We start from the raw sequence: 21,494 nt of genomic DNA, 5'->3' as shown, positions 1-21,494 counted from the left end.
ATAAATGAATCATAAAATTAAAACGCTTTTATTTAAGACAATAGCATTGTTGCCAAGCAAAATTGACGATTATTGCTATCATAAAATTCAAAGTTTTTTTGATAAGTCTACTTTAGAAGGTCGCTTAAAAAGTGTCGACTCAACATATTTGAGACTTTCTAAAGTTTTAAAAGATTTAAATGTTGATTTAAAAGATAAAACTGTTTTTGAAATAGGTTCTGGATGGTTTCCAGCGATGCCTTATTTTTTTAAATATAAGTTTCAAACTGAAAAAGTAATTACGATTGATATTAATAAACATTTTAAAAAAGAAACTGTTTTAGAACTAAATGGTCTTTTTTCAAATATATATGATGTCTCAATAGCTCCAGAATTAAATAATAAATATGGACTTCCTGAAGATGTGGTATATTTTCCTAATTATGATATTGTTAAAGAAGATTTTCCAGAAGTTGATTTTGTTTTTTCAAGATATGTTTTGTCACACATGAATGAAAACGATGTTGACGATTTGCACAAAAAAATGAAAACACAACTTAAGGAAGGTTCAATTGTAGTTCATTTTATTTCTCCGAGCGATTTAAGGCAACATGGTGATAATTCTTTATCACTACAGGATTTTCTACAATATAGTAAAGAAGAGTGGGCTAAAATCAGAACCAAATTCGACTATCATAATAGATTAAGATTGCCACAATTTATTGAGATATTTAAGAAATACAATTATGAAATATTGCATCTGGATTATGAAAGTCTGCAGAAAGGAAATAAAAGATATGATTTATTTAAACAAGTAAAACTTCATGAAGATTTTGCAAAATATTCAGATGAAGAACTGACCGCAGGAAATATTCTAGTTGTTTTAAAAGTATAATAAGATGCAGTTTTCATTAATAATTTGTACATACTTACGACCAGAACCACTGTTTAAGTTACTTCAGTCTGTTCGAAAACAGATTTTATATCCCAATGAAATTTTAATAATTGACGGCTCAACAAACAATGAAACACAGATTCTTTTACAAGAAAATATTTTTCTAAATCTTAAATATTTTAAAGTAAAAGATGAAGATCGAGGTTTAACCAAACAACGTAATTTTGGAATTTCGAAAGTAAATCAAGATTCAGAAATTGTATGTTTTCTTGATGATGATACTATTTTGGAAGAAAATTATTTGGAAGAAATTATTAAAACATTTCAAAGCGATGATGCTGTTGGTGGAGTAGGCGGAATTGCAATCAACGAAAATAAATGGAAACCACAAATAAACGGTATTCAATACAACAAAAAGAAGAACTATTTATTTGAAGGATATTTTTACCCTGAAGGATTAAGAAACGTCGTTCGAAATTATCTTGGTCTCGCTTCTAATTTAGGACCAGGAAAAATGCCTTTATATTCGCATGGAAGAACTTGTGGGTTTCCTTTAACAGGCAAAACATACGAAGTTGATTTATTGATTGGAATGTCAATGTCTTTTAGAAAAACAGTTTTTAACGAGATTAAATTTTCTAAATTCTTCGAAGGTTATGGTTTATATGAAGATGCAGATTTTAGCTTGAGAGCCTTAAAATTTGGTAAAAATGTAGTGAATACAAATGCCCGATTAAGTCATTTTCATGATCCATCAGGAAGACCAAATCATTACAAATATGGCAAAATGGTTGTTCGAAATGGCTGGTATGTATGGAGGATTAAAAATCCGAACCCCAATTTTAAAGATTTCTTGAAGTGGCATGCTATAACTATTTTGTTAACCTTTATTAGATTTAGTAATGTGCTAACTGAAAATGATAAAAAGGCAGCTTTAAGAGAAGCAATAGGTAGAACTGTAGGCTGGTGGAGTTTATTTTTTTATAAACCAAATAGAAAAAAATTAAGCGCCTTATCTAAAGAAAAAGATATATGAAATTAGAAATATCAATTTGGACACATCATTTAAATCAGCTGATATATGGTTATTTTTACTTTTGCAAAAGCGAAAAAATAGCAGTAAATATTGTTAGAAATGAGGGAGTATTACATAGTGGAGCCATATTGACTGTTGGGAGTAAACGTATTTTTTTTGATTATTCTGATTCGCCAGAATTTATAGATTCGCCTGATTTGTACGATTATTATTTTAAGAGATCACTTCGAGAAGAAAACCATAAGAAAAATATTCATCCTTTAAATTTTAATATTCCACTAGCATATAAAAGTCATTTATTGGTAAAGAATTTAAAATCAGATCTATTATTTCATAAAGATAGTAGAACAGAAGTGATTAGGGCAATAGATCGATTTTCATTATTCACAAATTCTTCACATGCTGTTTTAGATGTTAAAAGATATCCGAAGAAAGTAGAAGATTTTGGAGGAAACATAATTTTTCATACCCGATTATGGAACCCCGATAATCATGCTGATACTGATGAAAAAGAACGCAGAAAATTTCAAAATGAATTTAGAATTAACGCTTGTCGTCTGTTAAAGAAAGAATACAAAAATGCTTCGGTTGGATTGTTTGCTGATCAATTTGCAGAAAAGCTAGCGCCGGATTTAATGTTAGATTCAAAACATTCGAATAAAAATAATTATTTTAAAATGTTGAGTAAATTTAATATTTGTGTAGCCGATGATGGACTTAAAGATACTCCAGGCTGGAAAATTGGAGAATATTTATTGTTTGGAAAATCGGTAGTTTCAACGCCTCTCAATATAGCTGTTGATGATTTTAAAGAACACATTAATTACGAAAAACTTAGCAACCGTAATGCGTATCAAGAATTGCCTGAAAAAATAGAATATCTGCTTTCGGGAAAAAAATATCTAGAAATGGGACAAAATAATTTACTTTGGAGCGAGAATTACCTGCATCCTAAAAATTACATAAAAAGAATATTGTCTATAATAGCAAAATAGATTTAATAAATAAATGAAATTTGCAATAATTACACATGTCAATCATATTCAGCAAGCTAATAATTATTTTGGCTATGCTCCTTATGTTCATGAAATGAATATTTGGTTTAAGTATGTTGATGAGGTAATTATTGTCGCTCCAATAAAAAAAGGGGCATCAACCGCCATTGATAGTTCTTATAAACATGAGAAAATAGATTTTATAAAAGTACCCGATTTTAGCTTTACTAGTTTTAGCAGAATATTCAGTTCGATTTTGAAGTTGCCAATTATTTTTTGGAAAGTGTTTTTTGCAATGAAAGACGCAGATCACATACATTTACGTTGCCCAGGAAATATGGGATTAATTGGCTGTTTTGTCCAGATTTTGTTTCCTAATAAAATTAAAACCGCAAAATACGCCGGTAATTGGGATTCTAAAAGTAAACAGCCATTTACCTATAATCTACAAAAATGGATTTTAAGCAACACCTTTTTAACTCGAAATATGCAAGTGCTTGTTTATGGAAATTGGAAAAATCAATCTAAAAATATAAAACCATTTTTTACAGCAACTTATTCAGATTCAGAAAAAGAGGTTGTTGCTAAAACAAATTTAAATTCAGTAATTAATTTTGTCTTTGTTGGAAGTTTGGTTTTTGGCAAAAATCCTTTGTATGCAATAAAGCTAGTTGAAAAATTAGCAAAGAAAGGTAAATCGGTAATTTTAAATTTATACGGCGAGGGCGCAGAAAAAGAAAGTTTACAAAATTATATTCGAAAAAATAATTTGCACGATTTTATCTTCCTTCATGGAAATAAAAATAAAGAAATAATTAAGATTGCCTATCAGAAAAGTCATTTTGTGATTTTACCATCAAAAAGTGAAGGCTGGCCAAAAGCTATTGCGGAAGGAATGTTTTGGGGATGCGTTCCATTGGCAACAAAAATTTCATGTGTTCCTTTTATGCTTGATTTTGGAAATCGAGGTGTTTTATTAGAAATGGATTTAAATCAAGACATTAATCAAATTGAAAACATTATTTCTGATGAGAATAATTTTAGAAACAAAAGTATTCTCGCGCAAAACTGGTCTCAATATTATACTTTGGAATTTTTTGAAACCGAAGTAAAAAAACTTTTATTGAAATGAGAATTGTTCAAATTATAGATTCTTTAGAAACTGGGGGTGCAGAAAGAATGGCGGTTAATTATGCAAATTCGCTTTCAGGGCATATTGAATTTTCGGGTTTAATTGCTACTCGAAAAGAGGGTTTGCTTCGAAATTATATTAATGAAAATGTTTCTTATTTATTTCTAGAAAAAAAATCAAGTTTTGATTTAAGGGCTATTTCTAAATTAAAAAACTATTTGAAAAGTAATAGGATTGAAATAATTCATGCGCATAGTTCCTCATTTTTTATTGCTGTTTTGATCAAGTTTATAATGCCTAAAATTAAAATTGTATGGCATGATCATTATGGAATTTCGCAAAATTTAGAATTAAGAAAAAATCTAGTTCTCAAATGGAGTTCCTATTTTTTTTCAGGAATTGTCTCTGTTAATTTATCACTTAAAAAATGGGCTGAAAATTATTTAAAATGTTCAGAAGTAATTTATCTTCCTAATTTTATCCAGAACTCAAATACAGTTGCAAAACCAGTAAAATTGAAAGGTATAGATGGAAAAAGAATTATTTGCATCGCTAATTTACGTCCTCAAAAAAATCACGAATTATTAATTGAAAGCGCTTTTCATATCCAGAAAAAATTTCCAGACTGGACTTTTCATTTAGTCGGAAAAGATTTTAATGACTCTTATAGTGAAGAATTAAGAAATAAAGTAAATAAGCTGAAACTCAATGATACCATTTTCTTTTATGGAGCTTTAGATAATACTCAAAAGCTGCTTGAAAAATCTGAAATAGGAGTTTTAACGTCACTTTCTGAAGGACTTCCGTTGGCTGTTCTCGAATATGGTTTGTCAGGATTGGCGGTCGTTGCAACAAACGTGGGCGAGATTCCAAAAATAATTTATTCAGAAAATGTGGGGTTTTTAATTGAATCAAATAATGTAAATCAATTAGTAAATTCAATCGAAAAATTAATCGAAGATGAATATTTGCGAAAAGAAAAAGGAAGCTGTTTAAAATCTTTTGTAGAACAACATTTCAGCGAAAAGTCAATTTTAAAAGACTATTTACAGTGGTTAAAATCTTTGACTACTTTTGCAAAGTAAATAAACGTATCAATGAAAAATACAAAATTCAGCTACTTAGCCTTAATCATTATTCATGCTTTAATAGCGATGGCTGTTTTCGTTGTTCCTTTTCTGTCAAAAATATACAGTGCATTAATTCTTATTGTAGGTTTTATTATCGTTTACCAGACAAAAAATAGAAATAACGAAGTTTTATTGGTTGCCGCATATCTGGTTGGAGCTGAGGTTTTTTTGAGAATGACGGGAGGGAATTTTAATAATGAATATGTAAAATTCGCTGTAACTTTCTTTATGTTGATGGGAATGTTCTACAGCAATTTTTCTAGCATTGGATTAATTTATTGTTTTTTTCTGGTTTTATTAGTCCCAGCTATTTTAATGGCCACTGCTTTTTCAGATCCTTCTACAGACATAAAAAAAGCATTGTTTTTTAATTTATCGGGACCTGTGTGTTTGGCAATAGCAGCCATATACACAATTAAAAGAAATATATTGTTTTCTGATTTTCAAAATATATTAATTTCGATGGGCTTGCCTGTCATTTCAACTACAGTATATTTATTTTTATATAATCCTAGTGTTAAAGATGTTGTAACAGGTACGCAATCAAATTTTGAAACTTCTGGAGGTTTTGGTCCAAATCAGGTTTCGACTATTTTAGGTTTAGGAATGTTTGTGTTTTTTAGTCAGTTGATATTGTTTTCAAAGTCAAAAAAACTGATGATTTTAAATGCCAGTCTACTAATTTTTATAACATATAGAGGATTGGTAACTTTTTCTAGAGGCGGAATTATTACTGGTGTGGCAATGATTTGTTGTTTGTTGTATTTCTTATATCGAAATTCAAATGCAAAAGGCAGAAGTAAATTTGTATTAATATTCGCGATGACCGCTTTAATGGGAGTTGGAGTTTGGACTTATTCTTATTTTCAAACTTCTGGATTAATTGAGAAAAGATATGCTAATAAAGATGCATTAGGAAGAGAAAAAAAGGACCGTTTAGGAGGAAGAGAAGAAATAATGGGTGCCGAAATAAAACTATTTCTTAATGATCCAGTATTAGGTGTTGGTGTAGGATTAAGTAAATATAAACGCTTAGAACTAATGAAAGAGGAAGCAGCATCTCATAATGAGATTACAAGAATGCTTTCTGAACATGGCTTGTTTGGAATTTTAGGTTTTTTAATATTATTTGTAACTCCTTTTATTTTATATGTCAACAACCGCCAGCATTTATATTTTCTCTCGTGCTTTGTTTTTTGGCTATTAACCATAAATCATGCAGCAATGCGAACGGCGGCTCCAGCTTTTGTATATGCATTATGTTTGCTTTCTGTTAAAATTAAGATTCCAGAAAAAATAGAAAATGCTAATAGCTAAATTCTTTTTTTACAATACATTTGCCTTAACCAAATTGATTCTAAAAAATAAAAGAGTACATGCCTACAGTAAGCAAAATGCATTTCGAAATTTCAGAAAGAAAAGTTCTTCTTTATCTTTTTGACGCGATATTTGTTTTTGCCGCTCTTTATTTTCTGAGCATCCTATTCGACTATCATTATTATGTTTTAGATGACGGGAGATATTTAAAATCTTTTTTGTTAGTTGCTTATATTTATATTTTTGGAAATATCTTCGAAATTTATAATCTGCAAACTGCAAGTAATCAATTTCAGATTTTACGAAGCATTGTTTTAACCTCAATAACTTCGATAACAGTATATTTACTGACACCGATTTTATCGCCAGAACTTCCTAAACAGCGATTAATTATCATAATTTTCTATTTTGTTGTCTTGAGTTCTTTGTTATTGTGGCGATTTTTTTATGTGTATTTTCTAGCTTCTTATCGTTTTGTTCAAAATGTAGTTTTAATTTGCGACCAAAATGAGGTCGAAGAATTAGTTTTAGGACTCGAAAATGTCGATCCACATTATAAAATTATAGGTTTTGTAAACTCAGATTCCTTAGCAGATCAAAATTTAGATTTTCATTATGTAAAAGAAATAAAAAAAGAAGATTTAGAACTTTTTGTTATTACACATAATGTTTCAGAAATTGTTATTGCATCACAAAAAACAGACGGAATTACGGCAGACTTATATCAGCAACTGCTTCATTTATTAGAAAACGGAAATATAATTCGAGAATATACACAAGTTTACGAAAGTAAAACACAGCGAATTCCGGTACAATATATCGGACGAGATTTTTATCGTTTTTTTCCATTTAGCAGAAGCAACAATAACAGATTATATTTGTTATTGATTCGATTAATGGAGCTTTTCTTTTCTCTTTTCGGATTGATGATTTGCCTAGTTTTTATTCCAATAATTTTAATCGCCAACTACTTTGCAAATAAAGGAAGCCTTTTTTATACGCAAGAGCGAATTGGCAAAAACGGCGTTGTTTTCAAGATTTATAAATTTAGAACTATGACTTCAAATTCAGAAACTGATGGAGCAGTTTTTGCAATGCATAACGATAAAAGAGTTACTCCTTTTGGTAAATTTATGCGAAAATCTAGAATTGATGAACTTCCTCAGTTTATTAATGTTTTAAAAGGAGATATGGCCGTAATTGGGCCAAGACCTGAAAGACCTTTTTTTGTTGAAGAAATTGCAAGTGTAATGCCTTTTTATGAAACACGCCACGTAATCAAACCTGGACTTACAGGTTGGGCGCAGGTAAATTATTCTTACGGAGAATCGATAGAAGAAAGCTTGATAAAACTTCAATACGATTTATATTACATCAAACATAGAAGTGTGTTTCTAGATTTGAGTATTACTTTAAAAACGATTACAACTGTTTTGTTTTATCGCGGTCAATAATTAAATTATTATAGGAATCGGTCTTTTATTTCGAATGGCTGTTCTAACCAAAACAACACCGCTGGTAATAATTAATGGCAATGTGATAAAGAAATGAGCTTTGTTGATTAAAAACAAAAAGTAAATCACTAAAAGAACAAAATTGATTAACGAAAATCGATAAGTCCATAATTTGTTTTTGAAAGCAGAGAATAAAACTAAAACCAATAAAAGCGGACTGAAAAGTAAAACATTATAATTCATTGCCAGTTCTTGGTGAAAAGAATAAAATCCCATAACAACAAAAAATATTCCGATTAAAGATAAAATCAAAAAGTATATTTTGTCAACTCCTTTGCTTCTCGCGAAAATAACAAACAGCAAAATAAACAAGTAAGTATAAATATTATTCCACCAAGATGTTGGAGTTTCTTTAGTAAATTCTAATAATGTTTTGCTTTTTCCAGCCAATGGCTTATTTTGAAAAGTTGTTTTTTCTAAGCTATTTTTTAATTCAAATGGCAGAAAAATTCTAGTTCCCATTTGATCTACTTTTGTTCCGAAAATGATGCTTGTTCCTAATTGATCGTAAAAATGACCATTAAAATATGGAAACAAAATAGAACGATACGTTTTATCGGTATCTTCTTTTTTAGTAATTACAGTCAGTCCTAAAGATTTATTGATAACATCAACAACCATTGAAGTACAGTTTTTATCAATAAATTTATAAGTATAATAGCGTTCTTCAGAAGCTAAAACAGCATTTAATTCGTCAAAAAGTTTTTGTTTTAAATCTTGCGGAATCAATAATTCCTGTTCAAAAATGCTTCTTTTCTCATAAGTGTATTCATTGTAAAAATCGGAGTAAGAATGAACAGTTGCAAAATATTGTAAATCTCCTTTTGCGAATTTTAAAACGAAATTTGGTGTTCTAAAATCAAAAGTTCCGTAATTATACACAACATCAAAATTGTTGCCTGGATCAGAAACTCTAAGACCAGTATGTCCAAAATAAGAATAAGTTTCGTTGCCAAGTCCACACGTAAGAACACTTATTTTAGCATCTTTAGATAAAGGTAAACTTTGGCTAAAACCGATGAAACTCATCAATAAAAATAAAATAAAAAGTGTTTTTTTGAACATGACAGTTTTCATGATTTAATTTTTTTGAATTTTATGATTTAGAAAAATTATCTAAAGATTCCTAAATCTACTTTTAGTGAAAAAATATTAGAATATAAGGCGGTGCTTTGGTTTCCTAAATCTGTCAAAGCGTAATCAATTTGAATGCCTTTATATCTAAAACCTAATCCGATATTGGGTTGGAAATTTAATTTTTCTGTATTATCTAATTGCGTTACATTCTGAAAATTACCTACTCCAGCTCTCACAAAAACTAAATCAGTATAACCAAACTCAAACCCTAGAGCTGGGTCTATACTTGCTACTTTTGATGAGATAATATCGTTGGTTTGTTCAAATCTCATATTTAAGTTTGCAGAAGTAACAAGACTATAATCGTTATGAAAATCAAATCGTTTTGAAACTCCTAATTGTGCTTTTGGCAACGTAATTTCCGTGCTTTCTGGTAAAGTATTGTTTTCTCCTGGAATTGCATTTGCGATTTTAGCATATTCTTCTTCGTCAATATTCCAAACATTGTAAGTGGTTGTAATGTCACGAAGCATTAATCCAAATTTCCAATCGTTTCTTTCAAACTGAAGTCCGATGTCAAATCCAAATCCCCAAGAATTGGCAAATTTTCCAATAACTCTTCGAATAACTTTTGCATTTACGCCGTATTGAAATCCGTCAACAGGAAGTTTTCTGGCATAAGAAAAAGTAAAACCGTAATCTGCTGTAGAGAACAGACGAATTCTATTATAATCAATATTTCCTTGGCTGTCGATTAATTGAGTAGTGTCCATGATGTCATCAACACCAAAACGGATCATCGAAATTCCCCAAGCGCTTCGGTCATCAATCGGACTAGCGTAACCGATATAATCGTATTGTGCGATATTAGCAAAATAACTGGCATGCATTAAAGCAATTTGATGATCTTCTAGATTTGTTAAACCCGCTGGATTCCAGTAAACTGCATTCACATCATTTGTAGAAGCCGTAACTGCGCTCGACATTCCAAGTGCCGCGGCATCAACTCCAATATTCATAAATTCATTCGAATATTTTCGAACGGTTTGTGCATATTGAGAAGTAAAACTCCAAAATAATATAAATGCTAAAAGTTTTTTCAAAAGCTCTTTTTTTACAGTCCTAAACAGTTTTTAAATTTTTATCAAAAATATAATATTTTACTCAGCTATTAAGTTCGTTTCTTCAAATATTCTGAAAGTCGGAATTAGAAATAAAAAACTATTAGAAAAACTCGTTTTGCATCGAGTTATTATGCTAAATTTGTTCTCTGCCATTATCAAAATTTCAAACTATGAATATTAAAAAGCACATTCCAAATCTCATCACATTAATTAATCTTTTCTGTGGTTGTGTAGCAATTGTTTATGTTTCTCAAAATAATTATTTAATGGCATTTTACATGGTTTGCTTAGGAATCTTTTTCGATTTTTTCGACGGTTTTTTTGCGAGATTATTCAAAGTTTCTAGCCCGCTTGGATTGCAATTAGATTCTTTGGCAGATATGGTAACAAGCGGTGTAACGCCTGGATATGTTATGTATAGTATGTTTAATAACAGTGCACATGAATTAGGAACTCATCCGGCAATTCCGTTTTTAGGCTTTATCATTACTTTGGGGTCTTGCTATCGTCTTGCTAATTTTAATATCGATACACGCCAAACGGATTCTTTTATTGGTTTGCCGACGCCTGCCAATGCATTGTTTATTTTAAGTCTTCCGCTAGTTATTTCTTTTTCAGATTCATTAATGATCTTGGAAATCTTAACCAATCAATGGGTTTTATTAATAATCACGTTATGTAGCGCTTACATTTTGAACGCCGAAATCCCGTTATTTTCTTTAAAAATTAAAAAATTTAGTTTTAAAGAAAATGCACTTCAAATCATATTTTTAATCGTTTCGGTTTTAATGGTTATTTTACTGCATTACATTGCAATTCCGTTGATTATTGTTTTTTATGTATTGCTTTCAATTATCAATAATCTGTTTTTGAAAAAGTAATTCTGTTTGATGGCGAGAAAAACAACTTACCGTAAAACATATTCTAGAAAACCCGCTGGAAGATCTCTTTTAAGCAAGGTTTTTCGAGGACTTTTGTTGCTATTTTTTTCGTGTTTATTTATCGGAATAATTTACCATTATCGTAAAGGACTTGCTTATTATTTAGGTTTTAAATCGGAAAAAGTTTTAGACGAAGATGAGGTTGATAAACATCTTTCGGATGTGCGAAATATTCGTGTTCTCGAAAATCATAAAGGAAAAGTAGTCGGAATTGACGTTTCTGAATTTCAAGGAAAAGTCGATTGGGAGGAAGTAGAAATCCTAGACGAAAAATATCCTGTACAATTTGTTTTTATTCGCGCAACAGCAGGAAATGATCGTGTTGATAGGCAATTCAAAAGAAACTGGGAAGGAGCAAAAGAAAATAAAATAATGCGAGGCGCTTATCATTATTATCGTCCTAATGAAAATTCTATCGAACAAGCCGATCTTTTTATTAAAACGGTAAAATTGCAAAAAGGAGATCTCCCTCCAGTTTTAGATATCGAAAAATTACCCAAAAATCAGCCTTTAGACAGTTTAAAAAAAGGTTTGAAGCGTTGGTTGAATAAAGTTGAAAAACATTATCAGGTTCGCCCAATAATTTATTCGGGAGAAAGGTATTATTCTGATTTCTTAAAAGAAGAATTTGGAGATTATTTATTTTGGATTGCGAACTATAATTTCTATAGAGAAAAAATCGAAGACGATTGGCTGTTCTGGCAGTTTACAGAAAAAGCTTCTTTGCCAGGAATCAAACATCGAGTTGATGTTAATATTTATAACGGAGATATAGAGCAGTTGCAGTTTATTACTGTAGAATAGTTTTCAGTCACAGTCGCAGTTTTCAGTATTTGCTGTTACTGAAAACCGAGACTGAATACTTTTTCTAGAACTCTAATTTTTTCTTACGAAGTTCAAAATTCTGTCCTAGATATACTCTACGAACCATTTCATCTTCTACCAATTCTTCTGGAATTCCTGCTTTCAGAATTCCTCCTTCAAACATTAGATATGTTTTATCGGTAATAGCTAAAGTTTCTTGAACGTTGTGATCGGTAATTAAGATTCCGATATTTTTATTTTTTAATTGAGCTACAATTCTCTGAATATCCTCAACCGCAACTGGGTCAACTCCTGCAAAAGGCTCATCTAATAAAATGAATTTCGGATCGGTTGCCAATGCGCGTGCAATTTCTGTACGACGACGCTCTCCTCCAGAAAGTAAATCGCCTCGGTTAGTGCGAATATGTTCTAAACTGAATTCTTCGATCAAACTTTCCATCTTAGCAATCTGTGCTTCTTTAGAAAGTTTTGTCAATTGCAAAACGCTCAAAATATTGTCTTCAATACTTAATTTTCTAAAAACCGAAGCTTCTTGCGCCAAATAACCAATTCCTTGTTGTGCACGTTTGTACATCGGATAATCGGTAATGTTTAAGTCGTCAAGATAAATGTTCCCTTGATTTGGTTTTACCAATCCTACAATCATATAGAAAGACGTTGTTTTTCCCGCTCCATTTGGTCCTAAAAGTCCCACGATTTCTCCTTGATTTACTTCAACAGAAATTCCTTTTACAACACTACGTCCTTTATAGGTTTTGATTAAATTATCGGCTCTTAGCTTCATTTTTTTTAATTAGATAATGTGTCAATTTGATAATGAGATAATTATATCTCGCTTTGGCAAAATAAATGAAAATAAATCAACGAGATAAATGAATTAACATATTGTCAAGAAATTATCTAATTGACTAGTTATCAAATTTTCTAATTATTTGCCTTGCTCTTCTAAAGCTTCCCAAAACTCGTAAGCTCTTCTTAAATGCGGAATTACGATTGTTCCTCCAACAAGAATTGCAATTCCCATTGCTTCCATCATTTCTTCTTTAGAAACACCTTCTTTGTAACTTGTTTCTAAATGGTATTTTACGCAGTCATCACAACGTAAAACTGTTGAAGCAACTAAACCTAAAAGTTCTTTTGTTTTTACATCAAGAGCACCTTCTGCGTAAGCATTAGTGTCAAGATTAAAAATTCGCTTTACAATTTTGTTATTGTCAGCTAATAATTTTTCGTTCATTTTAGAACGATAGTCGTTAAATTCTTGAATGATATCAGACATTTTCTTTCAATTTATTTTTATAAACAATCTTAGAAATCAGAATACTGACTTCGTAGATAATTAACATCGGAATTGCTACAATAGTTTGACTTACAACATCTGGTGGCGTAACAATTGCGGCAATAACTAGAATAATTACCACAGCATATTTCCAATATTTTCTTAAGAATTCAGGAGTTACTAATCCTAATTTAGTTAAGAAGTAGATAGCAATTGGTAATTCGAAAAATATAGCACTTCCTAGAATACTCGTTTTAACCATTCCCATATAAGATTCTAATGTAAATTGGTTTTTCACCACATCACTCACAGAGAAAGTGGCAACGAAGTTTACAGACATCGGGATTACTACAAAATACCCGAACAACACTCCTAAAAAGAAAAGTAATGAAGAAACGAAAATGAATAATTTCGCATTTTTTCTTTCTTTCTCATAAAGTGCCGGACTTATAAATTTCCAGATTTCCCATAAAATATAAGGGAAACTTAAAATAAAACCAGCCAAAAGACACATCCATACAAAGATGTTTACCTGACCCTCCATTTCGGTATTCTGAATAATGAAATTCAGTTCTGTAATACAAATGCTGTCTGCAAATCCTAATTGGTGCGATAAGTCGCAAAACCAAACGTAAGTAAAAAACGTTGGTCTAATCGGACCTAAAATAATTTGATCAAATAAATAATCACTAATAAAATAAGTAACAAATGCCATGATGCATGTTGCAAATGTACTTCTAACCAATAGCCATCTTAATTCTTCAAGATGATCTAAAAATGACATCTCGCCAAGGTTTTTCTTTGCCATTATACGATTCCTTCTTTTAAAATGTCATGTAAATGTAAAACTCCTTTATATTCTCCATTATCAGCAACTATTAATTGCGTGATCGAGAAGTCTTCTAAAATATTTAATGCGTCAACCGCCATAGTTTCCGAAGAAACTACTTTCGGATTTTTAGACATAATATCCTTTGCAGTCAAGTCCGCAATAGTATCTACGTCATTTAGCATTCTTCGGATGTCTCCATCCGTAATAATTCCAATAATTTTTTCATCTTCAATAACTGCTGTAACTCCAAGTCTTTTTTCAGAAATTTCAAAAATGACTTTTTTAACAGAAGTATCTGGTGTAACTGCGGGTTTTAATGAATTTTCGATCATATCTTTTACGCGAAGTAAAAGCTTCTTTCCTAAAGCGCCGCCAGGATGATAAACTGCAAAATCTTCAGGTTTAAAATCACGCATTTCCATTAAGCAAACTGCCAATGCGTCTCCAATAACAAGTTGCGCAGTCGTACTATTTGTTGGTGCCAGATTGATTGGGCAAGCTTCTGTATCTACAGTTGCATTTAGAACATAATCTGAACCTTTTGCTAAAAAAGAAGTAATGTTTCCTGTAATTGCAATTAAGGTGTTGCCGAATCTTTTTAATAACGGAACCAAAACCTTTATTTCTGGGCTATTTCCGCTTTTAGAAATACAAATTATAACGTCTTCATTCTGAATCATTCCTAAATCGCCGTGTATTGCTTCAGCGGCGTGTAAAAACATAGAAGGAGTGCCTGTAGAGTTAAAAGTGGCAACCATTTTTTGAGCAATAATCGCGCTTTTTCCAATTCCAGTTACAATAAGTCGACCTTTGCTTTCATAGATACGTTGGACAGCTTCGTGAAAATTTTCGTCCAAAAAATCAATGAGTTTTGTAATTGCTTCACTTTCAGAGAGTATTGTTTTCTTGGCGATCGCCAATATATTTTCTTTTGTGATCAAATCAGAATATTTAAAATTTGTATGTATAAAAGAAAGTTGTATCTTTATGTGTTGCAAATTTATACAAAATACAGTTAATATAAAGAATGAATTCAAACGAAATTGAAATACATAAAGAATTAAAGAAGTATTTCGGCTTTAGCCAATTTAAAGGCTTGCAAGAGCAAGTCATTACGAGTATTTTAAATGATAAGAATACTTTCGTAATTATGCCAACAGGCGGTGGAAAGTCTCTTTGTTATCAATTACCCGCTTTAATTCAGGATGGAACAGCAATTGTTGTTTCACCATTGATTGCTTTGATGAAAAATCAAGTTGATGCGATTCGAAGTCTTTCGTCGGAAAATGGAATTGCTCATGTATTGAATTCCTCTCTTACCAAAACGGAGATTGCTCAGGTTAAAAAAGATATCACTTCTGGTTTAACCAAACTTTTGTACGTAGCCCCAGAATCGTTAACAAAAGAAGAATATGTAAGCTTTTTGCAAAGTGTCAAAATTTCTTTTGTTGCTATTGATGAAGCCCATTGTATATCAGAATGGGGACACGATTTTAGACCTGAATACAGAAATCTAAGAAATATTATCAAGCAATTAGGTAAAGTGCCAATTATCGGACTTACCGCAACTGCAACGCCAAAAGTTCAGGAAGATATTCTGAAAAATTTGGATATGTCTGATGCGAACACTTTTAAAGCATCATTCAACAGACCGAACTTATATTACGAAGTTCGAACAAAAACAAAAAACATCGAATCGGATATTATTCGATTTATAAAACAGCATAAAGGCAAATCTGGAATTATTTATTGCTTAAGCCGTAAAAAGGTAGAATCTATTGCCGAAGTTTTGCAAGTAAACGGAATTAGCGCTGTTCCATATCACGCAGGTTTAGATGCCAAAACACGAGCGAAACATCAAGACATGTTTTTGATGGAAGACGTAGATGTTGTTGTGGCAACAATTGCCTTCGGAATGGGAATCGACAAACCAGACGTTCGTTTTGTAATTCACCATGATATTCCAAAATCTCTTGAAAGTTATTATCAGGAAACTGGTCGTGCAGGACGCGACGGCGGAGAAGGACATTGTTTAGCTTATTACTCTTATAAAGATGTAGAAAAGCTAGAGAAATTCATGTCAGGAAAACCAGTTGCTGAGCAAGAAATTGGTTTTGCACTTTTGCAGGAAGTTGTGGCTTACGCCGAAACGTCTATGTCACGTAGAAAATTCTTGCTGCATTATTTTGGTGAAGAATTTGACAGCGAAACTGGCGAAGGTGCCGATATGGATGACAACGTTCGTAATCCTAAACATAAGGTCGAAGCAAAAGAACAAGTGGTAAAATTGCTTGAAGTTGTTCGTGATACTAAACACATTTACAAATCAAAAGAAATTGTGTTCACTTTAATTGGGCGAATTAATGCCGTAATTAAAGCACACAAAACAGATACGCAGCCTTATTTTGGTTCGGGTTCAGATCATGACGAAAAATATTGGATGGCTTTATTAAGACAAGTTTTAGTTTCCGCTTATTTGTCTAAAGATATCGAAACTTATGGTGTAATTAAAATCACCGAAAAAGGATTAGATTACATTAAAAATCCAGTTTCATTTATGATGTCTGAAGATCATGAGTATACAGAAGCTGATGACGAAACAATTGTATCAGGAGGCAAATCTTCTGGAACTGCTGATGAAGTCTTGACAGGAATGCTACGCGAGCTTCGTAAAAAAGTAGCCAAAAAACTTGGAGTTCCTCCATTTGTTGTTTTCCAAGATCCTTCTTTAGAAGATATGGCACTTAAATATCCGATTTCTATTACCGAATTATATAATATTCATGGAGTAGGAGAAGGAAAAGCTAAAAAATACGGAAGTGAATTTGTGGCTTTAATTGCCAGATATGTTGAAGATAACGATATTATTCGTCCAGACGATTTAGTCGTAAAATCAACAGGAGTAAATTCTGCCAACAAATTATACATCATTCAGAATATTGATAGAAAGTTACCTTTAAGTGATATCGCTTCCGCGAAAGGGCTTTCGATGGATGCTTTGATTAAAGAAATGGAACAAATTGTTTATTCTGGAACAAAGCTAAACATCAAATATTGGTTAGACGATATTTTGGATGACGATCAGCAAGAAGAAATTCATGATTACTTCATGGAATCAGAATCAGATAAAATCGAAGACGCTCTAAAAGAATTCGATGGCGATTATGATATTGATGAACTGCGTTTAATGCGTATAAAGTTTATTAGTGAAGTAGCGAATTAAAAAAGTATTCAGTCGCAGTTTGCAGTCTCCGTAAACTGCGACTTAAAATTAGTCTCAGTACAAACTGTAAACTGTGACTGAAAACTGAAAACTACTCATAGAGTTCTCCTCGATGTGGTTTCAAAGCATCTCTTACTTGAATCATATTTTCATCGGTAACTACCATAAAAGCGGTGGCATGCATGTCGTTTACAATTGAAAATCCTGTAATATTTAAAGGTAATTTTTCAATTGCTATATATTCTTTTAAATGAATTTCGTGATGTTCGGCAGTTTTTGCAGAAGCTGGTCCGCGAAAATCCCAAATTAGTTTTATTTTTCTAGACATTTTTTTTAAAGGTGCAAAGGTTCAGAGGCGCAAAGGTACAAAGTCTTTCTTAAAGGTTCTAAGATTCTGAGGTGCTATCCCGAAGCTTCGGGACTAAGTTTTTTTCTGTAGAAACGCACTGCAGTGCGTCTCTACGATATTCTTTGTGCTGAAAATCCCATAATCTGCTTAAATCTGTATGAATCTGCGTGAAAATTTAGAGCAAAGATAAAATCTCATTTCAAAATAGTACTTTTGCATCTTCTTTTCATAGAAAGAAAAGCTAATAGAATAAAAACAAAAAAATGCCAAAAGAACTTTTACTTCAAGTTACACCAGAAATTGCTGCAAACGAATCATTGCTAAAAGACCATTTGTCTAAGCAGATTAAAGTTTCTGCTCAAGAAATTCAGCATATTTCGATTTTAAAACGCTCTATTGATGCACGTCAGAAAGCGATTAAAATCAATTTGAAAGTTCTTATTTACTTAAAAGGCGAACCTTTTCAGGAAACTAAAATTGAGCTTCCTATATATAAAGACGTTTCTTCGGCACAAGAAGTAATTGTTGTGGGCGCAGGTCCGGCTGGACTTTTTGCTGCTTTGCAATTAATAGAATTAGGTTTAAAACCAATTGTATTAGAGCGCGGAAAAGATGTTCGAGGCCGTCGACGCGATCTTAAGGCAATAAACCGTGAACATATTGTAAACGAAGATTCTAATTATTGTTTTGGCGAAGGCGGTGCGGGAACGTATTCTGACGGAAAATTATATACGCGTTCTAAAAAACGTGGCGATGTAACACGAATTTTAGAACTTTTAGTAGCTTTTGGAGCTTCTGAAGATATTTTGGTAGAAGCGCATCCGCATATTGGAACCAATAAATTGCCAAAAATTATTGAAGATATCCGTGAAAAAATTATCGAATTCGGAGGTCAAGTTTTATTTGAAACTCGTGTAGATGATATTTTGGTTAAGAATAATGAGGTTGAGGGAATTGTAACTCAAAATGGAGATAAAATTCACGCCAATAAATTGATCTTGGCGACAGGACATTCAGCACGTGATATTTTTGAATTATTAGATAAAAAGAAAATTTTAATAGAAGCAAAACCTTTTGCTTTGGGAGTTCGAGCAGAACATTCGCAAGAACTTATAGATAGTATTCAGTATAGCTGTGATTATCGAGGAGAGCATTTGCCGCCAGCTCCATATTCTATTGTAAAACAGGTTAATGGTCGCGGAATGTATTCGTTCTGTATGTGTCCGGGTGGTGTAATTGCGCCATGCGCCACAAGTCCTGGAGAAGTGGTTACAAACGGCTGGTCGCCATCTAAACGTGATCAATCTACTGCAAATTCTGGAATTGTTGTCGAATTAAAATTGGAAGATTTTAAGCCTTTTGCAAAATTTGGCGCTTTAGCAGGAATGGAATTTCAAAAAAGTATCGAACAAAAAGCGTGGTATTTGGCAGGGCAAACTCAAAAAGTTCCGGCGCAAAGAATGATTGATTTTACGCAAAGTAAAGTTTCTGCTGATATTCCGAAAACTTCTTATGTTCCAGGAACAACTTCAGTTGAATTGGGGCAAGTTTTTCCAGGATTTTTAACGCAAATTATGCGTCAAGGTTTTCAGGATTTCGGAAAATCAATGCGTGGTTATTTGACTAACGAAGCTATTTTACATGCGCCAGAAAGCAGAACTTCTTCGCCTGTTAGAATTCCGAGAGATCCTATAACTTACGAGCATTTGCAGATAAAAGGATTATATCCGTGTGGAGAAGGTGCGGGTTATGCTGGCGGAATTATTTCTGCAGCAATTGACGGCGAAAAATGTGCGTTGATGATTGCGGAATCTTTGAAATAATTTTTTGCAGAAAAAAACTTTAGTATCTTAGTTTATATTAGTTGCTTTCTAATTTGAGAGCGCAAATATTTTAAACTAAATAACTAATGGCGAACTTCTTTTCTAATTTATTCGGTCGTAATAATGATCCAAAATCGATTGTTTCTTTCGATATAATTGAACCAATTTATAATTACTTATATAGCCAACAATCTAGCCTTGAATTTAAAATGAAAGGAATTCAGGAGAATGTGTCTGTAAATTTATTTTATTTTCCGAGTTCATTTGATCATGAAGAAGGAATAGCAGAAATTAAAAAAGCTGGTTTTAATAATGCTTATGAAGTTTTAAATGAACTTTATAAAAAAATGAATATTGGTTCTCTTTCCGAAGAAGCAATTAAAGAAGGTTTGGAATACGATTTTATTCATATTCAATTTTACTCGCAGCCAACTCCCGAAGAAAAGAAAGTGTTTAAACGTTCTATAAAAAACTTTACTATCTTTTTTTGCTGCACAAATAGTTTAGAAATAAATGATTTCAGAATATTATATTCAGGAAAACATTTCTTTGATTACACAAAAGGATTATTGGAAAGTGAAGTTTTAGATATAAATAATCCAAAGAATGAAAGTGAAGAAATCGGAATTCGAGATTTTAAATTGGTGTTGCAAGGAATTTGTCAGTATTTAAATATTGAAATTCCAAAAACTGTAGAATTTCCTTCAAATGATAATTTATTAGCAAATGAAGAAGCAACAGAAAAAGATTTTGAAGAGTTTATTCAATTGGTTTCAAGGGGAAATATTGAAGAAAATGAACTAAAAAAACAATCGAAAAAGCTTTTTAAAAATTATAAAAAAGAGGCAAAAGAATACGATGATATTATCGGAGATCATTTTGCGTTTTTTGAAAGTATCGACGCTTGGAACAGCGATTGGAAATTTGATCCAGAAGATGCAGAATATTTTATTTCTAATTTAATTGGCGAAGATTTTACTTTCGATTATCCCGAAGAAACTTATAGTCATGAACTCTTTCCTTACATTCAATCTGAATTAGAAAAATCAAATCTTGAGCTGTTAACCTATGAAACTTTTGGTGACAACTATTTGTTTTTTGTTGCTAATAAAGACGAAGTCGAAAGAATTTTAGAATTGTCTGAATTGACAAAGATTGAAATTAATCAGTTGTAAAAATAAAAGCCCATTAAGTAAGTTTTTAATGGGCGTATGCCTTTAGTTTTCTGCTTTAATTACGGAAGTTGCATTTTCTGTTTCGCATTTTGTGTTGTAAAATTTCACAACCTGAAAAATATCATCTTTTTTAAATTCTTTAGCATTGACTTTTTCTACTAAAACAGGACAATCTTTGAAATAATCTGAAGCTGTTTTTTTGAAATTTTTACTGATGTTTCCTAAAGAAGTAATTATAGAAACTTCAAAATCTTCTCCGCGAGCAACATAATAATATGTGACAGGTGTTGAAGCCATACCCATTCCCGAAAATCCAGAACCTGGTATAGTTCCAAAATTAAATCCAGACATGTCGTATTTGTATAAACTAACTTTACCTTCTATAAGTACTTTTAGCCATTTATGGAAACCATCGACTTCTTTTTTGTATTTATAAACTTGCGAAATGCCATCAGTTTCAAGTTCAATTCGATCAATAATCAAAGGATCATAATCTGTGCCTTTGTCATTTTCATTCAATTTTAATTTGATGCTATTATCCATTCTGATTTTTCCGGTACCGCTCAATACGGTTCCGTCATCAAAATAGATTTTGCAGATTTGTTTTTGAGAATTTGCCGTTAGAGCAAAAAAGAAAAATAATAGAGAGGAAAATAAAAATGTTTTATTATTAAAAAGATGTTTTTGGGAATTCATTTTTGGTTTTTTGATTATGATTCTTGGTTTTTTGATTGATGCAAATTACAAAAAAAATGCAGTTGCAAAATTGATTTTAAGGATTTGACTTATAAAACATTAAATAAAATAGAGTAACTTAGATACAGAAAAAACTCCAAATTTTAAAACGT

Annotated in this window: 20 protein-coding genes; 12 read left to right on the top strand and 8 right to left on the bottom strand. The window is 31.6% G+C overall.

What is annotated here, in order from left to right:
• Nucleotides 1–4: 4 nt before the first annotated feature.
• From NYQ10_RS01375 to NYQ10_RS01345, 7 genes are read left to right on the top strand one after another with little or no spacing between them, the layout of a single operon-like run.
• Complete coding sequence (locus NYQ10_RS01375) at nucleotides 5–874, top strand: hypothetical protein (protein WP_289878588.1); 870 nt, start codon at nucleotides 5–7, stop codon at nucleotides 872–874.
• Between the two features lie 4 nt (nucleotides 875–878).
• A complete protein-coding gene (locus NYQ10_RS01370) occupies nucleotides 879–1,910 on the top strand; it encodes a glycosyltransferase family 2 protein (RefSeq protein WP_289878587.1) in 1,032 nt (343 codons plus the stop codon).
• Nucleotides 1,907–2,905, top strand: a complete 999-nt coding sequence (locus NYQ10_RS01365) for a hypothetical protein (protein ID WP_289878586.1) — start codon at nucleotides 1,907–1,909, stop codon at nucleotides 2,903–2,905. The genes NYQ10_RS01370 and NYQ10_RS01365 overlap by 4 nt, the downstream gene beginning before the upstream one ends.
• Before the next feature lie 13 nt (nucleotides 2,906–2,918).
• Nucleotides 2,919–4,037 carry a glycosyltransferase gene (locus NYQ10_RS01360; protein ID WP_289878585.1) on the top strand — a complete coding sequence of 373 codons (1,119 nt, stop codon included), beginning with the start codon at nucleotides 2,919–2,921 and terminating at the stop codon, nucleotides 4,035–4,037.
• The gene (locus NYQ10_RS01355; protein ID WP_289878584.1) at nucleotides 4,034–5,122 is read left to right on the top strand and encodes a glycosyltransferase family 4 protein; all 1,089 of its coding nucleotides are present in this window, start codon (nucleotides 4,034–4,036) and stop codon (nucleotides 5,120–5,122) included. Before NYQ10_RS01360 ends, NYQ10_RS01355 begins: the two co-directional genes overlap by 4 nt.
• A 12-nt stretch (nucleotides 5,123–5,134) precedes the next feature.
• Entirely contained in the window at nucleotides 5,135–6,484 is a 1,350-nt protein-coding gene (locus NYQ10_RS01350; protein ID WP_289878583.1) for an O-antigen ligase family protein, read from the top strand.
• 59 nt (nucleotides 6,485–6,543) lie between these two features.
• Nucleotides 6,544–7,938 (top strand): sugar transferase, encoded by a 1,395-nt coding sequence (locus tag NYQ10_RS01345; protein WP_289878582.1) that lies wholly within the window; start codon nucleotides 6,544–6,546, stop codon nucleotides 7,936–7,938.
• Here NYQ10_RS01345 and NYQ10_RS01340 read toward each other — a convergent pair whose 3' ends face one another.
• Together NYQ10_RS01340 and NYQ10_RS01335 are read right to left on the bottom strand one after the other, a co-directional pair.
• Nucleotides 7,939–9,075 carry a lipoprotein N-acyltransferase Lnb domain-containing protein gene (locus tag NYQ10_RS01340; protein WP_289878581.1) on the bottom strand — a complete coding sequence of 379 codons (1,137 nt, stop codon included), beginning with the start codon at nucleotides 9,073–9,075 and terminating at the stop codon, nucleotides 7,939–7,941.
• A 35-nt stretch (nucleotides 9,076–9,110) separates the two neighbouring features.
• A complete protein-coding gene (locus NYQ10_RS01335; RefSeq protein ID WP_276175664.1) occupies nucleotides 9,111–10,094 on the bottom strand; it encodes a PorV/PorQ family protein in 984 nt (327 codons plus the stop codon).
• Between the two features lie 275 nt (nucleotides 10,095–10,369).
• Here NYQ10_RS01335 and NYQ10_RS01330 point away from each other — a divergent pair, with 275 nt between their 5' ends.
• Nucleotides 10,370–11,080, top strand: coding sequence for a CDP-alcohol phosphatidyltransferase family protein (locus NYQ10_RS01330; RefSeq protein WP_289878580.1), 711 nt, complete (start codon nucleotides 10,370–10,372; stop codon nucleotides 11,078–11,080).
• Between the two features lie 9 nt (nucleotides 11,081–11,089).
• Nucleotides 11,090–11,944: a glycoside hydrolase family 25 protein gene (locus tag NYQ10_RS01325; protein ID WP_289878579.1), complete on the top strand. Its 855-nt coding sequence runs from the start codon at nucleotides 11,090–11,092 to the stop codon at nucleotides 11,942–11,944.
• Nucleotides 11,945–12,008: 64 nt separating this feature from the next.
• Here NYQ10_RS01325 and lptB read toward each other — a convergent pair whose 3' ends face one another.
• The 4 genes from lptB to NYQ10_RS01305 form a co-directional block, all read right to left on the bottom strand.
• Nucleotides 12,009–12,749 (bottom strand): LPS export ABC transporter ATP-binding protein, encoded by a 741-nt coding sequence (gene lptB / locus NYQ10_RS01320; protein WP_031455966.1) that lies wholly within the window; start codon nucleotides 12,747–12,749, stop codon nucleotides 12,009–12,011.
• A 144-nt stretch (nucleotides 12,750–12,893) separates the two neighbouring features.
• Nucleotides 12,894–13,244, bottom strand: a complete 351-nt coding sequence (locus NYQ10_RS01315) for a carboxymuconolactone decarboxylase family protein (protein ID WP_289878578.1) — start codon at nucleotides 13,242–13,244, stop codon at nucleotides 12,894–12,896.
• Entirely contained in the window at nucleotides 13,237–14,052 is an 816-nt protein-coding gene (gene tatC / locus NYQ10_RS01310) for a twin-arginine translocase subunit TatC (protein WP_289878577.1), read from the bottom strand. The genes NYQ10_RS01315 and tatC overlap by 8 nt, the downstream gene beginning before the upstream one ends.
• Complete coding sequence (locus NYQ10_RS01305) at nucleotides 14,052–15,017, bottom strand: KpsF/GutQ family sugar-phosphate isomerase (protein ID WP_289878576.1); 966 nt, start codon at nucleotides 15,015–15,017, stop codon at nucleotides 14,052–14,054. The genes tatC and NYQ10_RS01305 overlap by 1 nt, the downstream gene beginning before the upstream one ends.
• A gap of 86 nt (nucleotides 15,018–15,103) precedes the next feature.
• On the opposite strand from NYQ10_RS01305, the gene recQ reads away from it, so the two are divergent.
• Nucleotides 15,104–17,299: a DNA helicase RecQ gene (recQ, locus tag NYQ10_RS01300; RefSeq protein WP_289878575.1), complete on the top strand. Its 2,196-nt coding sequence runs from the start codon at nucleotides 15,104–15,106 to the stop codon at nucleotides 17,297–17,299.
• A 91-nt stretch (nucleotides 17,300–17,390) separates the two neighbouring features.
• Here recQ and NYQ10_RS01295 read toward each other — a convergent pair whose 3' ends face one another.
• Nucleotides 17,391–17,627, bottom strand: a complete 237-nt coding sequence (locus NYQ10_RS01295; protein WP_289878574.1) for a hypothetical protein — start codon at nucleotides 17,625–17,627, stop codon at nucleotides 17,391–17,393.
• Nucleotides 17,628–17,911: 284 nt separating this feature from the next.
• On the opposite strand from NYQ10_RS01295, the gene NYQ10_RS01290 reads away from it, so the two are divergent.
• Both NYQ10_RS01290 and NYQ10_RS01285 read left to right on the top strand, forming a co-directional pair.
• The gene (locus tag NYQ10_RS01290) at nucleotides 17,912–19,471 is read left to right on the top strand and encodes an NAD(P)/FAD-dependent oxidoreductase (protein ID WP_289878573.1); all 1,560 of its coding nucleotides are present in this window, start codon (nucleotides 17,912–17,914) and stop codon (nucleotides 19,469–19,471) included.
• An 86-nt stretch (nucleotides 19,472–19,557) separates the two neighbouring features.
• Complete coding sequence (locus tag NYQ10_RS01285; protein WP_289878572.1) at nucleotides 19,558–20,646, top strand: DUF6630 family protein; 1,089 nt, start codon at nucleotides 19,558–19,560, stop codon at nucleotides 20,644–20,646.
• Nucleotides 20,647–20,688: 42 nt separating this feature from the next.
• On the opposite strand, the gene NYQ10_RS01280 is transcribed toward NYQ10_RS01285, so the two are convergent.
• Nucleotides 20,689–21,342 (bottom strand): hypothetical protein, encoded by a 654-nt coding sequence (locus tag NYQ10_RS01280; RefSeq protein ID WP_289878571.1) that lies wholly within the window; start codon nucleotides 21,340–21,342, stop codon nucleotides 20,689–20,691.
• Nucleotides 21,343–21,494 lie beyond the last annotated feature (152 nt).

The organism is Flavobacterium johnsoniae (assembly GCF_030388325.1).
GTDB lineage: Bacteria > Bacteroidota > Bacteroidia > Flavobacteriales > Flavobacteriaceae > Flavobacterium > Flavobacterium johnsoniae_C.
Note: the sequence above shows the minus strand (reverse complement) of the source record. Positions and strands in the feature narration are given on the sequence as shown.